Genomic DNA, 12,512 nt, shown 5'->3' with positions numbered 1-12,512 from the left:
ACGGCCGCCTCCTAGGGTGAGCGACACTCCGCGTAGGACTGTTCGCTCCCGCACCGTGCATTTGGGCAAGAATAGGGCTATGCCATTCACCTCTCCTCCGGCCGTTGCGGACCGTCAAGCGTGGCTTCGCTGGGCGGTATTTGGAATCGGAACCGGCGCCGCTGTCAGTTCCGTGATCGCGGGCGCCACTGCCGCTCTCGCCGCCCATTTCGCAAAAGAGGTGGTGAGCCCCCGCAAGCGTGACGAGAACCTCGCGATCCTCGCGGTCGTCCAAACGGGCGATGGCATGGAAGTGATTCTGCCTGCCAACGAGGACACCACGGTCGAAGGCACCTACAGCCTCTACTTCGACGAGGGCCGCGGGCACGCACGGATAGGCGCGATACGGTCCTTCGTCCCGCGGGAGGGAACCGTGCAGCGTGAGGTGGAGATCGTCTACTCAGGCGACATCCGGTCAGCAGTACGCGGGTGGTGGAGCGGCGCCGTGTATCCCACGCCTTCGGCCCTTGGTTTCGCCGACGAACGCGTGGATGTGCCGGTCGCAGGAGGAACCGCCCCGGCCTGGCTTGTGCGTGCAGAAGAACCGGCAGCCACCTGGGCGATCATGGTGCACGGCCGGGGAGTGCAGCGCTGCGAGGGGCTGCGTGGAGTGCGAACAGCACGGGAGCTCGGCATGACCAGTCTGCTGGTGTCCTACCGGAACGACGGTGAAGCGCCACTCGCTGCCGACGGTAGATACGGGCTGGGTATGACCGAGTGGCAGGACATCGAGTCGGCGATGGAGTACGCGTTCAGCCACGGGGCAGAGGACGTTGTGTTGTTCGGCTGGTCGATGGGAGGTGCAATTTGCCTGCAGGCCGCTGATATCTCCAAGTACCGTACGCGGATCCGGGCCCTGGTGCTGGACGGGCCGGTGATCGACTGGATGGATGTGCTCACCCACCAGGCCGAGCTGAACCGCATTCCTGCACCGGCGGGCAGGCTTGGGCAGTGGCTCATCTCGAACAGCCTCGGCCGGGTTGTGACGGGACTGTCCACACCGGTAAACCTCAAAAGCATGGACTGGGTCTCACGAGCCGACCAGGTGACTGTTCCGACCCTGATACTGCACAGTGAAGATGACGAGTTTGTTCCTGTGGGGCCCTCTGCTGAGCTTGCTGAACGCAATCCCACGTTTGTCACTTTCGAGCGTTTTCACCGGGCTCGGCATACCAAGGAATGGAACGTCGACCCGGAACGCTGGCACAGTGTCACCGTCGGCTGGCTGCGCCGTCAGGTGTTCGGTCGTACTGAACCGAAGCGGGCGCTAAGCCGCCCCTGACTCACGGATCTTGCGCTTGATCCGCCCTAGCATCGCGGCCATGCCGCGCATGCGGAGCGGCGTGATGGCACGGGTCAGGCCGAGGCGTTCAGGGACGTCGTCGGGCACCGCGAGAATCTGCGCTGCCGGCAGCCCGTCCAGACCCTCCTGAAGCACGCCGGCAAATCCACGCGTTGTAGGCGCTTCCGGAGGGGCTGAGAAGAACAGCGATACGGACTTCTCGGCGTCGTCGGCGATGTCGAGCGTGAGGAAGAGCGGGCTCTGACACTCGACGACCTGCTCAAGAAGCTCAGGGTGGTCCTTCAAATGCTCCGGCAGCGCAGGCAACCCCCGGGAGAACTCAAGGAGCAACTGAAGTCGGTCCGGTTCAGACAGCGCCTGGAAATCGTCCACGATCTCGGCGAGCTGTTGGGGTAATTCGGTTGTCTCCACTGTCATCCTCACGACTGCCCCGGGCATGTGCCCGGGGCGACTTCATCTTGCTGGACGCGCTTACCGTCGCCCGGCGGGCACGGGCGCTACGCCGGGTTCGGCGCCTTTCACGATCGGTACACGTACTACATTGCCCCACTCGGTCCAGGATCCGTCGTAGTTGCGCACATTCTCAAAACCAAGCAGGTGCTGGAGTACAAACCAGGTGTGGCTGGAACGCTCGCCGATACGGCAGTAGGCAACGACATCATCGCCCTCATCCAATCCTGCCTCACCGCGGTAGATCGTATCCAGTTCGTCGCGCGGGCGGAAGGTTCCATCCTCCGCGGCAGCACGGGCCCAGGGCACTGAAACCGCCGAAGGGATGTGTCCGCCGCGAAGCGCACCTTCCTCCGGATAAGCCGGCATGTGCGTACGGGCACCGGTGTACTCGTCAGTGGACCTGACGTCGATCAGCGGGTTACCGAAGTGATCGAGAACGTCTGAGAGGTACGCCCGGATAGGAGCGTCATTGCGTTCGACCACGGGGTAGTCGGTTGGATCCGGCTGCGGTACGTCAGTGGCAAGAGGACGGCCCTCGGCTATCCACTTGTCGCGTCCGCCGTCGAGCAGACGTACGTCCTCATGCCCGAACAGGGTGAATACCCACAATGCGTAAGCGGCCCACCAGTTCGACTTGTCACCGTAGATCACAACGGTGCTGTCCCGGGAAATGCCCTTGGCCGACATGAGGCGGGCGAAGCCTTCGCCGTCCACGTAATCGCGGGTGACCTCGTCATTGAGGTCGGTGTGCCAGTCGATCTTGACAGCGCCCTCAATATGTCCGGTCTCGTAAAGGAGTACGTCCTCATCGGACTCAACAACAACGAGCCCGGGCGTATCAATATTGTCCGCGAGCCACTGGGTAGAAACGAGGCGCTCGGGGTGGGCGTACTGGGCAAACTTCTCATTGGGATCTGTTGCGACACTCATCCGTTGGGAGCCTTCCTGCATAGACGATTGCTCTTTCCCACCTAGCCTAACCACGGGTTCTGCCGATTGCTTCCGCCCAGGTCACAGGACGCCATATTGATAGTGCCTTACGTGGCGGGATCGCGGCAGCGCCGGTGGGCGGCGTGGAAGGCTGCTGGCGTATCCTTGCCTAGCACGTCATCCGACGGCGTGCTCCTCACGACCCCTGACGAAAGACGCACTCATCTGTGGCCACCATTGAGCACCTGACCCAGCGATCCCCCCGGGTTTCGGTGGATGAACTGCTGGACGGTTTCTTCCCATCGCAGCGATTCGGGGATGTGTCCTTCGAGTCTTACCGGCCGGATCCGCAGCAGCCGTCCCAGGCAGCGGCCGTCAAGGAGCTCCGACACTTTGCCGCGACCGTGAATGCGCCCAAGCCGAGCGGACTGCGGAAGTTCTTCGGTGCGAAGCGTGACGAGAGCCGGGCCGGCATCTACATGGACGGCGGTTTTGGAGTGGGCAAGACCCACCTCCTTGCCTCGCTCTGGCATGCCACTGCGGGAAAGAAGGCCTTCGGTACGTTCGTGGAATACACGAACCTCGTCGGTGCACTCTCCTTCAGGCACACGGTGGATGCCCTGAGCACCTATCAGTTGGTCTGCATCGATGAATTTGAGCTCGATGATCCGGGCGACACCGTTCTGATGTCCCGATTGATGCGCGAATTGGCAGACGCCGGTGTGAAGCTCGCTGCGACGTCCAACACCCTCCCGGGATCTCTGGGGGAGGGCAGGTTCGCAGCCGTGGACTTCCAGCGGGAGATACAGGTCCTTGCGGACCAGTTCGAGGTCATCAGAATCGATGGCGAGGACTACCGTCATCGCGGGCTTCCCGAAGCGCCGGCTCCGCTGACAGAACAGCAGGTGCGTCGTCGTGCGCGACACTTCCCGGACGATGTAACCGTCGCCGAAGACCATTTCGGAGACCTGATCAAGCACCTGGCGGGTGTTCATCCCAGCCGGTACCGCCAACTCATCGACGGGATCGACGCTGTTGCGTGGCATGAGGTGAACACCATTACGGAGCAGGCGGTCGCCCTGCGGTTCGTTGTGCTGGCTGACCGTCTCTACGACCGTGATGTGCCCATCCTCGCCAGCGGCGCCCCTCTGAGTGACCTCTTTACGCCGGAGATGATGACCGGCGGGCACATGAAGAAGTATTATCGCGCGGTTTCGCGTTTGACGGCGCTGGCTCGGCAGGGCGGAGAATCGGGCACCTGAGAGACCCGATACAGAAACGTCGGGCAACACAAAGGCGCCGACACTGCCTCTCGGCAGGGTCGGCGCCTTCTTGTCGTGCTAAAGGCTGTTATCGGGCCGAAGTGTCGGGGAAGCCAGTCGGCCGCCGGCCGTCCTGACCGTCCACCTTGTCGACCATCGAGGAGGCCCTGGACTGAACAGAGGTGATCTTGCCGGAGTACTTGCCACCGGTCTTGCTGTCAATGAACCTGCCAGCGTGTCCGATGCCCTCCTTGATCTTCCCTGAATTCTTGCCCACAAGTCCGGCTGTCTTGCCCTTCAACGCTCCAGCCCTGCCTTTGAGCCCGTCAATTACAGACACAGACACCTCCCTTCTTTCCTGTGGAACCTGTTGTTCCACCGCATCAACCATCATAGGTAGCCGGGTACACGCGGCCAAGGGATCAGGCTTTCGCCCTGAGCGTGATCCGTCTTGCCGCCGGCGGGGCACTATGAGAACCTAGGCGGGCCAAGCCGGCACCCGGACGAGGTGCGTCGTACCCGGAGAGCGAAAAGACGGCGCTTGAGGAGCGGATCGACCATGGCGTGGGTAGTACTGGTTGTGTCGGGAGTGCTCGAGGCAGTGTGGGCTACTGCGCTCGGCAAGTCCGATGGATTCAGCAAGGTGGGCCCGACGGTTATTTTTGCGGTCGGGTTGGTGTTGAGTATGGCTGGGCTCGCCTGGGCTATGCGGACCCTGCCGACCGGCACGGCTTATGCCGTGTGGGTAGGCATCGGCGCAGCCTTGACGGTCAGCTACGCAATGCTTTTCGACGGTGAGGCTGCTTCTCTGCTGAAGGTCCTGCTGGTGCTTGGAATCGTCGGCTGTGTGATTGGACTGAAGGTTCTTCACTGAGACTTCCGAGCCCGGGAAAACAGACAGGCTCCATCCCGGAGGATGGAGCCTGTCTGTCGCTTATCAGAGCGGACGACGGGATTCGAACCCGCGACATCCACCTTGGCAAGGTGGTGCTCTAGCCAGCTGAGCTACGTCCGCGAAAAGGCGCCTCTCATGGAGGCGCCCTGGGTGGGCGATACTGGGATCGAACCAGTGACCTCTTCCGTGTCAGGGAAGCGCGCTACCGCTGCGCCAATCGCCCAAGTCTTGCAATTCACCGTATAGAGGTGGGGACGGGATTCGAACCCGCGTATACGGCTTTGCAGGCCGCTGCCTCGCCTCTCGGCCACCCCACCGTGACCCACCGAAGCAGGATCACCGGCCGAAGCCAGCGAATACAGTGACTTGCGAGCGGACGACGGGATTCGAACCCGCGACATCCACCTTGGCAAGGTGGTGCTCTAGCCAGCTGAGCTACGTCCGCAGAGAAAATCGCCGTGTGCCAGCAGGTTTTCCTTCTGCCTTCGGCGTCTTTCCAACGAGTAAAAACAATATCGGAGGAACACACGTTCGTCCAATTGGGAAGCGCACGGAGCGCCTCACCCAGCTTCCGCTTAAATACGGTATAAGCCGCATGATCGTTTCCGCAATACATGGAGGCAATACAGAACTGTCATACAGGGATGACACACTTGAAGCATGACCGAGCCGCTCCTCGCGCACGCCACAGAACGCGGGCGCATGTATTCCAGATCCGTTTCGGAGCCACCCCTGGTCCCTTCCATCACGACCGTCATCTCGCAAGCGCAGAGTTCTTCGCTCGATGGCTGGTTCGGGTACATGGCCGCCAGTGCCCTCGCACAGGATCCGCGCCTCGCCTCATCGCTGGGAAATCCAAGCGAGATGCGGGCCGTCATCCAGGATGCATCGAAGGCCGCTGAACGCTACCGGAATGACGCAGCCCGCCGGGGCACAAGGGTGCACTACTACTGTGAGCAGGTTGCCTTGCGGGCTCTCGACCGGCCGCATCGCGTCGCGGAAGCGCGCACAGATCTTGCCCAGCACGGGGAGGATGCCTTCGCTGCGCGGTTCGACGAGTGGTGGGATCTCTACCAGGTCAAGCCGATCGCTCCCGAGATCACTGTCTGGAACTCAGAACTGGGCTACGCAGGGACCCTCGACCTCGTGGCCACCATAGCCGGTCGGTTGTGCATCCTCGACTTCAAGACCCGTGCCACGGACAGGGACGGAATGGTCAAACCGCTTGACGAGAAGGTGGTTATGCAACTTGTTGCCGGGATGAAGGCGCAGGAATCGTTGGTAGACCCACAAACCGGCACATGGGAACCGTGGAAATACGGCGACGACCCAATTCTGCTGGGCGTGGCAATCGGCCAGACCGAGGTCCGGGCGCATCGGGCCAACCCGGATGTGCTCAAGGAGCACTGGTTCAAGTTCTGCGCTCTGCGGCGCGCATGGGAAGCCGGTGGCAACGCAGCCGTCGCCGGTCGCCCCCTTCTTTCGGTGCCGCCGCCGTCCCGATCGCCTGGGCAGGTCCCTTCAGAAGAAGCTGCCCGTATGGAACACGAGCCCGAAGCCGGCAGCCCCGGTTACGCTGGCCACAGCAGTGCACCGGTCCACTCGTTGGGCAGCTGAGGATCACGCCTGACCTAGAATTGACCAAGAATTTCGGAAGTGGCGCCGACCCAGCAGCGGACCTGGTAAAGCGCCGCTTCCGAGGCAATTTCCCATGACGAACAGGTGAGGACGCACAACCGAATGGCGGTTCTGAGTATCCGGATGATCGGGGATCCCGTACTGCGGACGCCCGCGGCAGAGGTGACCGAGTACGGTCCTGACCTGACCCGGCTGGTGCAGAGCATGGTTGAGACCATGCACAGCGTCAACGGAGCAGGACTCGCGGCCCCTCAGGTAGGAGTAGGGCTGCGTGTTTTCACGTATGCAATCGACGGGGAGGAGGGGCATGTTGTGAATCCTGTGCTGACACTCTCCGACGGCCTCCAGACCGACGACCAGGAAGGCTGCCTCTCCGTTCCCGGTATCGGTTTTGCACTGCCACGCGCCGAAAAAGTCCAGCTTCGAGGGTTCGATGTCACCGGAGGGCCAGTCTTCCTCGAAGCCACGGGCATGCTTGCCCGGTGTTTCCAGCATGAAACGGATCATCTGAACGGCCGTCTGTACATCGACCGGTTGCAGGGAGAAGATCGCCGTAAGGCGATGCGCGCCCTTCGGCACTCCCAGTACAGCGCGGTCACAGCGGAAACCCTGAACAAACGCTCCACAACAGTCGGGTCGGTGTTCGGTATCGGTGCGTCCTCACCGGGACACAAGGAAGCCGGCGCGTGAGAATACTGTTTGCCGGAACGCCACAGGTGGCCGTCCCGTCATTGAACGAGATCCGCCGGGCCGGTCACGAGGTGGTTGCGGTCCTCACCCGCGAAGACGCCCCTGTAGGCCGGAAGAAGGTCCTCACGCCGAGTCCGGTTGCACGCGCAGCAACCGATGCCGGCCTTGAAATCATCAAGGCCAACCGCATTGACGCGTCGGTCATCTCGCGTCTCGACGCGCTGGACCTGGATGCGGCGGCGATAGTCGCCTACGGCGGTCTGGTCCCGCCGGCTGCCCTCGAAGTGCCCCGGTATGGCTGGATCAACCTGCATTTCTCCCTGCTGCCCGCCTGGCGGGGTGCAGCACCGGTGCAGCACGCCTTGATCAACGGGGATGACATCACGGGTGCCTCAACGTTCCTCCTTGAAGAGGGTTTGGACACCGGGCCCGTGTTCGGAACACTGACTGAAGCCGTCCGCCCTGGAGACACCAGCGGCGCGCTCCTTGAACGCCTGTCGGAGAGCGGCGCTGTCCTTCTGGCCCAGACCCTGTCCGCATTGGAGCAGGGTCGCGCCGTTCCTGTTCCCCAGCAGGGAGAGGTTTCCCTCGCTCCTAAGCTCTCCAGCGCTGAGGGGCGAATCCGGTGGAGTGATCCTGCGCTTGCTATCAAGCGCCGAATCAGTGGCGTGACTCCGGAACCGGGAGCATGGACGCTCCTGGGCGGCCAGCGCTTCAAACTGGGAACCGTGGTCCTTCGTCCCGAGATTCACGAGGTTCCTCCGGGCGTCGTTCTCGAACGGGACGGAGCGGTGCTTGTGGGAACGGGTTCACACGCCGTGGAGCTGACGGAAGTTCAGCCCTCGGGACGTACCATGCTAGCCGCGCCCGATTGGTTCCGCGGAGCACGCCGAGAGGATCTGGAGTTCGAATGACACCCGAACATCGCCCGGGAGGGCCAAGCCGTCGCAACGAGCGGGGGAGGGAGCGGAACCGGTCCGGCGCCCGCCAATTTTCCGCGACGGCGCCGGCCGAACGTACTCGTCGAGCGGACCCTGCGCGTCTGGTCGCCTTCGAGGTCCTTCGTGCTGTTGCATCCGACGACGCCTACGCCAACCTGGTGCTGCCGGCCAGCATCCGCAAGCACCGGCTTGGCCGCCAGGACGCGGGGTTCGCCACCGAGCTGGCGTACGGCGCGCTCAGGGGACAGGGCACCTACGACGCCATTCTTGAGTTGTGCGTTGACCGCCCGCTCGCCCAGCTCGACCCGGCCATTCTTGACGCGCTGCGTCTGGGCGTCCACCAGTTGATGGCCATGCGGGTACCGCCCCACGCTGCTCTCGATCAGACCGTCGGCCTCGCGCGAGCCGTGATCGGAGCCGGACCCTCCTCGCTGACGAACGCGGTGCTCCGAAAGGTTTCCCGCAAATCTTTCGCAGGGTGGCTGGAGGTGCTGACCGAAGGCGTCGAGGATCCGATTCGAGTCAGCTCCCTCCGACACAGCCACCCAGACTGGATCGTCCGCACCATGAGGCAGAGCCTTGTGGGGCACGGGCGCTCCGTTTCCGAGATCGATGACCTGCTTGAGGCAGACAATGCTGCGCCCATCGTTAACCTGGTCGCGCTGCCCGGTATCGGGTCACTCGATGAGGCGATGGAAGCCGGCGCCCGTGCCGGGGAGTTGGTGGAGGGGTCGGCACTCTACGCCGCCGGTGATGTCGGCCGGCTCGAATCCGTCCGGGCCGGCAGGGTCAGGGTGCAGGACGCCGGATCCCAGATGGTTGCACGTGCACTGGCAGCCGTCGAGCTCGATCGTTCCGAGCGGACCAGCGAGGACTGGTTGGATCTGTGCGCGGGTCCCGGCGGTAAATCCGCCCTGCTCGCGGCGATCGCTGCCCAGCACGGGCACGCCCTGGTGGCGAACGAACCTGCCGAACACCGTGCGGCCCTGGTTCGCCAGGCGCTTGCAGCGGTGGATCCAGCCGTCTGGAGCGTCCGGGTGGGGGACGGCCGTACCATCGGGGAGGCATACCCGGATGGCTTCGACCGCATCCTGGTTGATGCACCGTGTACGGGGCTTGGCGCGCTGCGCCGCAGGCCCGAGGCGCGGTGGCGTCGCAAGCCGTCGGATCTGGCGGAACTGGGGCCGCTGCAGCGCGCCCTCCTGTCGGAGGCACTCGACACCGTGCGACCGGGCGGGGTGGTGGCGTATGTCACCTGCTCCCCGCATCCCGCCGAAACAACCGCCGTCGTTCAGGACGGTCTTCGCGGCAGGGAAGGGTTCTCGTTGATCGATGCCGGTGACGTACTCGATGATGTGAGCAAGAGCGGTTCCCTGCAGGCGGGCCACGACATGACGGCACAACTGTGGCCGCATGTTCACGGCACCGACGCCATGTTCCTCGCCCTCATCCGCCGGGCTGCGCTCTAGTTTCAGCGCCCGAAGGACGCCACCCTCAACGAAAGGTCGAGTATGAGAACCTGCTGTATCCACCCGAGCATTCTGTCGGCGGACTTCGTCAATCTTCAGTCCGAGCTGGAACGCATCTCCACGGCGGACGCGGTGCACGTGGATGTCATGGATAACAGCTTCGTTCCAAACCTGACCCTGGGACTTCCGGTGGTAAAGCGGATTCAGGCGGTGAGCCCCGTCCCGCTGGACGTGCACCTCATGATTGACGACGCCGACCGCTGGGCCCCCGAGTACGCCGCCGCCGGGGCAGCGTCGGTGACCTTCCATGCCGAAGCCGCGCAGGCACCCATCCGGCTGGCTCGTGAGTTGCGCTCAGCCGGATCCCGCGCCGGTATGGCGCTGCGTCCGGCCACCCCGGTCGATCCCTATCTGGACATGCTCGGTGAGCTGGACATGCTGCTCATCATGACGGTGGAGCCCGGGTTCGGCGGGCAGTCCTTCCTCGACTCGACCCTTCCGAAGATCCGGCGTGCCGCGGAAGCTATCCGCGGCGCGGACTTGCCCGTTGCCATTCAGGTTGACGGCGGTATCACCGAGGAAACCATAGCCCGCGCGGCAGAGGCCGGCGCCACGATGTTCGTTGCGGGTTCGTCCGTCTATGGTGCCGACAATCCGGCGGCTGCGATCGAGGGGCTTCGGCGCGCTGCCTCCTAACCTCGAGCGGCCTGGCCTTGATCCCTGAGCCGCCGGGCTAGTTGACGGGAATGCCAGTCAGGCTGATGCGGAGGCTACGCGTGTCGGCGGCTGCCTGCCGGAGCACGTCCTGACGTGGGTCGGGAACCGGCAGGAGCGGCAGGCGGGGAAGGTCGCGGTATGCGGCCAGCTTTGCGTGCGCCAGACACTCGGAGATCAGCTTGGCGTCTCCGCCGGGCTGTAGACAGTCCGGCGGGTCCTGGGCGAAGAGGGCCGCCGCGCGCTCAGCTGTGGTTTCGACCAGCGCATCGGCCTGGTTAGCCCTCCTTCGGGCAAACCGTTGCTGGGACCAGCCGCCGGCCGCTGTGCGTGACTGGACGTAGCGCGTACCGTTTTTCGAGGCGATGAGAGCGCCGGCCCTGGCAAGCCCGACGCCGTAACCGCCGCGGCGTATCAGCAGCAGTCCCACGGTCCGTGGAAGGGACGCCTGCCGGATCAGGTCCTCCACCGCGCTCTCCGGCTCGCAATGCACCGTCTCACTGGGAACCTCGTCGTGGCCCGGGGGTGCCAGAGGGGCTGCGATTGCGGCCGTGCAACCGTTGGCAGCGCGCAGGACGACAACTCCGGGTGCGCCGCCGGGACGCTCGGCCTGGAAGTGCCCGTTGCGTTCACCGAAGCGCCTCACCCAGCCTGCAAGGCGGTCGGGCGGGACCAGTACTGTTCGGTTGTCCTGCACTGCGCCTCCTTACGGATTCCGGGCGTTCGGTGTCAGAGGATCACAGTAGCCTTGGCTCTGTGAATGACCTATTCAGCCTCGACTCCGACGCGTATGACGAGCCGGCCACGTTCGCCGGGAATGAGCGGAACCGTCCGCGCAGTCCGCTGCCGGTACGCATGCGTCCGCGAACGGTTGACGAAGTGGTTGGGCAGCAGCACCTGCTCGGCGCGGGATCGCCGCTGCGGACCCTTGCCGGGGGTGAGCCTGCCGCGCGCACAGGCGCTCCGACGTCTGTCATCCTCTGGGGTCCGCCGGGAACAGGGAAGACCACGCTGGCGCACGTCATCGCGCGGGGGCCCGGCCGCAAGTTCGTGGAGCTCTCCGCCATCACCGCCGGCGTCAAGGATGTCCGCCGGGTGATGGACGAGGCGCTGTCCAACCGGGACCTGCACCGCATCACAACGGTCCTCTTCCTTGATGAGATCCACCGGTTCAACAAGGCACAGCAGGATGCCCTCCTCCCGGGCGTGGAGAACGGCTGGGTTGTGCTTATAGCCGCCACCACGGAAAACCCGTCCTTCTCCGTGGTATCCCCGCTGCTGTCGCGATCGCTCCTGCAAACGCTGAAGCCGCTCACCGAAGAGGACATCAGGTCACTGCTTCAACGTGCTGTGGATGACCCGCGCGGCTTCGCGGGGGAGGTCGCAGTCGACGACGACGCCTTGGACCATCTGGTGAGGCTGGCAGCCGGTGACGCGCGGCGTGGGCTGACAGCACTGGAGGCAGCTGCCGGCGTCGCACAGTCAGCGGAAGCGGCGGCCGAACAGCGGGAGCCGGAGGATGACGATGATCATTCCGGCCCGGTCCGCATCACGCTGGACCACGCCGAGAAGGCGGTGGACGTCGCGGCTCTGCGTTACGACCGGGCGGGGGACCAGCACTATGACGTGGCCAGTGCGTTCATCAAGTCGCTGCGCGGGTCCGATGTCGACGCAGCCCTGCACTATCTTGCACGCATGCTCGAATCCGGCGAAGACCCCCGCTTCGTGGCGCGCCGATTGATGATTTCAGCGGCGGAAGATGTCGGGATGGCCGATCCCACCGCGCTGCAGACCGCCGTCGCGGCAGCGCAGGCGGTCCAACTGGTTGGGATGCCGGAGGGGCGGATCATCCTCGCGGAAGCGGTGGTGCATATCGCAACTGCACCGAAGTCGAACGCCGCCTACAACGGAATCAATCGGGCCATCGCAGACGTTCGGGCCGGTAAAGGACAGGGAATACCCGCGCATCTCCGCGATGCCCATTACCCCGGCGCCAGCCAACTGGGCCACGGCAAAGGGTACGTGTACTCCCATGATGAACCGCACGGGATCGCCAGGCAGCAGTATGCGCCTGACGATCTCGTCGGCACCGATTATTATCTTCCCACCGACCGGGGTACAGAACGGGCAGTTGCTACCCGGCTGGAGAAACTCCGCGCCATTATTCGGAACCGCTGA

At 64.1% G+C, this 12,512-nt stretch carries 13 protein-coding genes, 4 tRNA genes and 1 riboswitch; of the genes, 9 read left to right on the top strand and 8 right to left on the bottom strand.

What is annotated here, in order from left to right:
* Positions 1 to 79 precede the first annotated feature (79 nt).
* Complete coding sequence (locus tag AC5RTB_RS14890; RefSeq protein ID WP_494061833.1) at positions 80 to 1,321, top strand: alpha/beta hydrolase family protein; 1,242 nt, start codon at positions 80 to 82, stop codon at positions 1,319 to 1,321.
* On the opposite strand, the gene AC5RTB_RS14885 is transcribed toward AC5RTB_RS14890, so the two are convergent.
* On the bottom strand, positions 1,307 to 1,753 hold the full coding sequence (locus AC5RTB_RS14885) for a SufE family protein (RefSeq protein ID WP_494061832.1): 447 nt from the start codon (positions 1,751 to 1,753) through the stop codon (positions 1,307 to 1,309). The two genes, AC5RTB_RS14890 and AC5RTB_RS14885, sit on opposite strands and share 15 nt — an antisense overlap.
* 60 nt (positions 1,754 to 1,813) lie before the next feature.
* Complete coding sequence (locus AC5RTB_RS14880; RefSeq protein WP_494061831.1) at positions 1,814 to 2,725, bottom strand: sulfurtransferase; 912 nt, start codon at positions 2,723 to 2,725, stop codon at positions 1,814 to 1,816.
* 227 nt (positions 2,726 to 2,952) lie between these two features.
* Between AC5RTB_RS14880 and zapE the strand changes: the two genes are divergently transcribed.
* Positions 2,953 to 3,987: a cell division protein ZapE gene (zapE, locus tag AC5RTB_RS14875; protein WP_494061830.1), complete on the top strand. Its 1,035-nt coding sequence runs from the start codon at positions 2,953 to 2,955 to the stop codon at positions 3,985 to 3,987.
* 88 nt (positions 3,988 to 4,075) lie between these two features.
* On the opposite strand, the gene AC5RTB_RS14870 is transcribed toward zapE, so the two are convergent.
* A complete protein-coding gene (locus AC5RTB_RS14870) occupies positions 4,076 to 4,381 on the bottom strand; it encodes an antitoxin (protein WP_494061829.1) in 306 nt (101 codons plus the stop codon).
* Positions 4,382 to 4,468: 87 nt separating this feature from the next.
* A riboswitch (guanidine-III (ykkC-III) riboswitch) is annotated at positions 4,469 to 4,531 on the top strand.
* A 15-nt stretch (positions 4,532 to 4,546) separates the two neighbouring features.
* Between AC5RTB_RS14870 and AC5RTB_RS14865 the strand changes: the two genes are divergently transcribed.
* Positions 4,547 to 4,861: a DMT family transporter gene (locus AC5RTB_RS14865; RefSeq protein WP_494061828.1), complete on the top strand. Its 315-nt coding sequence runs from the start codon at positions 4,547 to 4,549 to the stop codon at positions 4,859 to 4,861.
* Positions 4,862 to 4,928: 67 nt separating this feature from the next.
* On the opposite strand, the gene AC5RTB_RS14860 is transcribed toward AC5RTB_RS14865, so the two are convergent.
* From AC5RTB_RS14860 to AC5RTB_RS14845, 4 genes are all read right to left on the bottom strand, one after another.
* Positions 4,929 to 5,002 (bottom strand) — tRNA-Gly (locus tag AC5RTB_RS14860).
* Positions 5,003 to 5,033: 31 nt separating this feature from the next.
* Positions 5,034 to 5,105 (bottom strand) — tRNA-Val (locus AC5RTB_RS14855).
* Positions 5,106 to 5,128: 23 nt separating this feature from the next.
* Positions 5,129 to 5,199, bottom strand: a tRNA-Cys gene (locus tag AC5RTB_RS14850).
* 54 nt (positions 5,200 to 5,253) lie between these two features.
* Positions 5,254 to 5,327, bottom strand: a tRNA-Gly gene (locus AC5RTB_RS14845).
* 215 nt (positions 5,328 to 5,542) lie between these two features.
* Between AC5RTB_RS14845 and AC5RTB_RS14840 the strand changes: the two genes are divergently transcribed.
* The 5 genes from AC5RTB_RS14840 (at position 5,543) to rpe (ending at position 10,316) form a co-directional block, all read left to right on the top strand.
* Positions 5,543 to 6,499: a cytochrome gene (locus AC5RTB_RS14840; protein ID WP_494061827.1), complete on the top strand. Its 957-nt coding sequence runs from the start codon at positions 5,543 to 5,545 to the stop codon at positions 6,497 to 6,499.
* Between the two features lie 123 nt (positions 6,500 to 6,622).
* A complete protein-coding gene (gene def, locus AC5RTB_RS14835; RefSeq protein WP_494061826.1) occupies positions 6,623 to 7,210 on the top strand; it encodes a peptide deformylase in 588 nt (195 codons plus the stop codon).
* Complete coding sequence (gene fmt / locus AC5RTB_RS14830; RefSeq protein ID WP_494061825.1) at positions 7,207 to 8,124, top strand: methionyl-tRNA formyltransferase; 918 nt, start codon at positions 7,207 to 7,209, stop codon at positions 8,122 to 8,124. The genes def and fmt overlap by 4 nt, the downstream gene beginning before the upstream one ends.
* Positions 8,121 to 9,620: an RsmB/NOP family class I SAM-dependent RNA methyltransferase gene (locus tag AC5RTB_RS14825; RefSeq protein WP_494061824.1), complete on the top strand. Its 1,500-nt coding sequence runs from the start codon at positions 8,121 to 8,123 to the stop codon at positions 9,618 to 9,620. Before fmt ends, AC5RTB_RS14825 begins: the two co-directional genes overlap by 4 nt.
* A 42-nt stretch (positions 9,621 to 9,662) precedes the next feature.
* Positions 9,663 to 10,316, top strand: a complete 654-nt coding sequence (rpe, locus tag AC5RTB_RS14820; RefSeq protein ID WP_494061823.1) for a ribulose-phosphate 3-epimerase — start codon at positions 9,663 to 9,665, stop codon at positions 10,314 to 10,316.
* 37 nt (positions 10,317 to 10,353) lie between these two features.
* On the opposite strand, the gene AC5RTB_RS14815 is transcribed toward rpe, so the two are convergent.
* Entirely contained in the window at positions 10,354 to 11,031 is a 678-nt protein-coding gene (locus tag AC5RTB_RS14815; protein ID WP_494061822.1) for an acVLRF1 family peptidyl-tRNA hydrolase, read from the bottom strand.
* Between the two features lie 59 nt (positions 11,032 to 11,090).
* On the opposite strand from AC5RTB_RS14815, the gene AC5RTB_RS14810 reads away from it, so the two are divergent.
* Positions 11,091 to 12,512 carry a replication-associated recombination protein A gene (locus AC5RTB_RS14810; protein ID WP_494061821.1) on the top strand — a complete coding sequence of 474 codons (1,422 nt, stop codon included), beginning with the start codon at positions 11,091 to 11,093 and terminating at the stop codon, positions 12,510 to 12,512.

This window comes from Arthrobacter sp. M71 S08 (genome assembly GCF_059089725.1).
This window is presented reverse-complemented; position numbering and strand designations above follow the sequence as displayed.

Bases quoted from the DNA above. Each gene is read 5' to 3' on its own strand.
- AC5RTB_RS14890 (WP_494061833.1), top strand. From the start codon at position 80: ATGCCATTCACCTCTCCTCCGGCCGTTGCGGACCGTCAAGCGTGGCTT.
- AC5RTB_RS14880 (WP_494061831.1), bottom strand. From the start codon at position 2,725: ATGAGTGTCGCAACAGATCCCAATGAGAAGTTTGCCCAGTACGCCCAC.
- AC5RTB_RS14870 (WP_494061829.1), bottom strand. From the start codon at position 4,381: ATGATGGTTGATGCGGTGGAACAACAGGTTCCACAGGAAAGAAGGGAG.
- AC5RTB_RS14865 (WP_494061828.1), top strand. From the start codon at position 4,547: ATGGCGTGGGTAGTACTGGTTGTGTCGGGAGTGCTCGAGGCAGTGTGG.
- AC5RTB_RS14840 (WP_494061827.1), top strand. From the start codon at position 5,543: ATGACCGAGCCGCTCCTCGCGCACGCCACAGAACGCGGGCGCATGTAT.
- def (WP_494061826.1), top strand. From the start codon at position 6,623: ATGGCGGTTCTGAGTATCCGGATGATCGGGGATCCCGTACTGCGGACG.
- AC5RTB_RS14825 (WP_494061824.1), top strand. From the start codon at position 8,121: ATGACACCCGAACATCGCCCGGGAGGGCCAAGCCGTCGCAACGAGCGG.
- rpe (WP_494061823.1), top strand. From the start codon at position 9,663: ATGAGAACCTGCTGTATCCACCCGAGCATTCTGTCGGCGGACTTCGTC.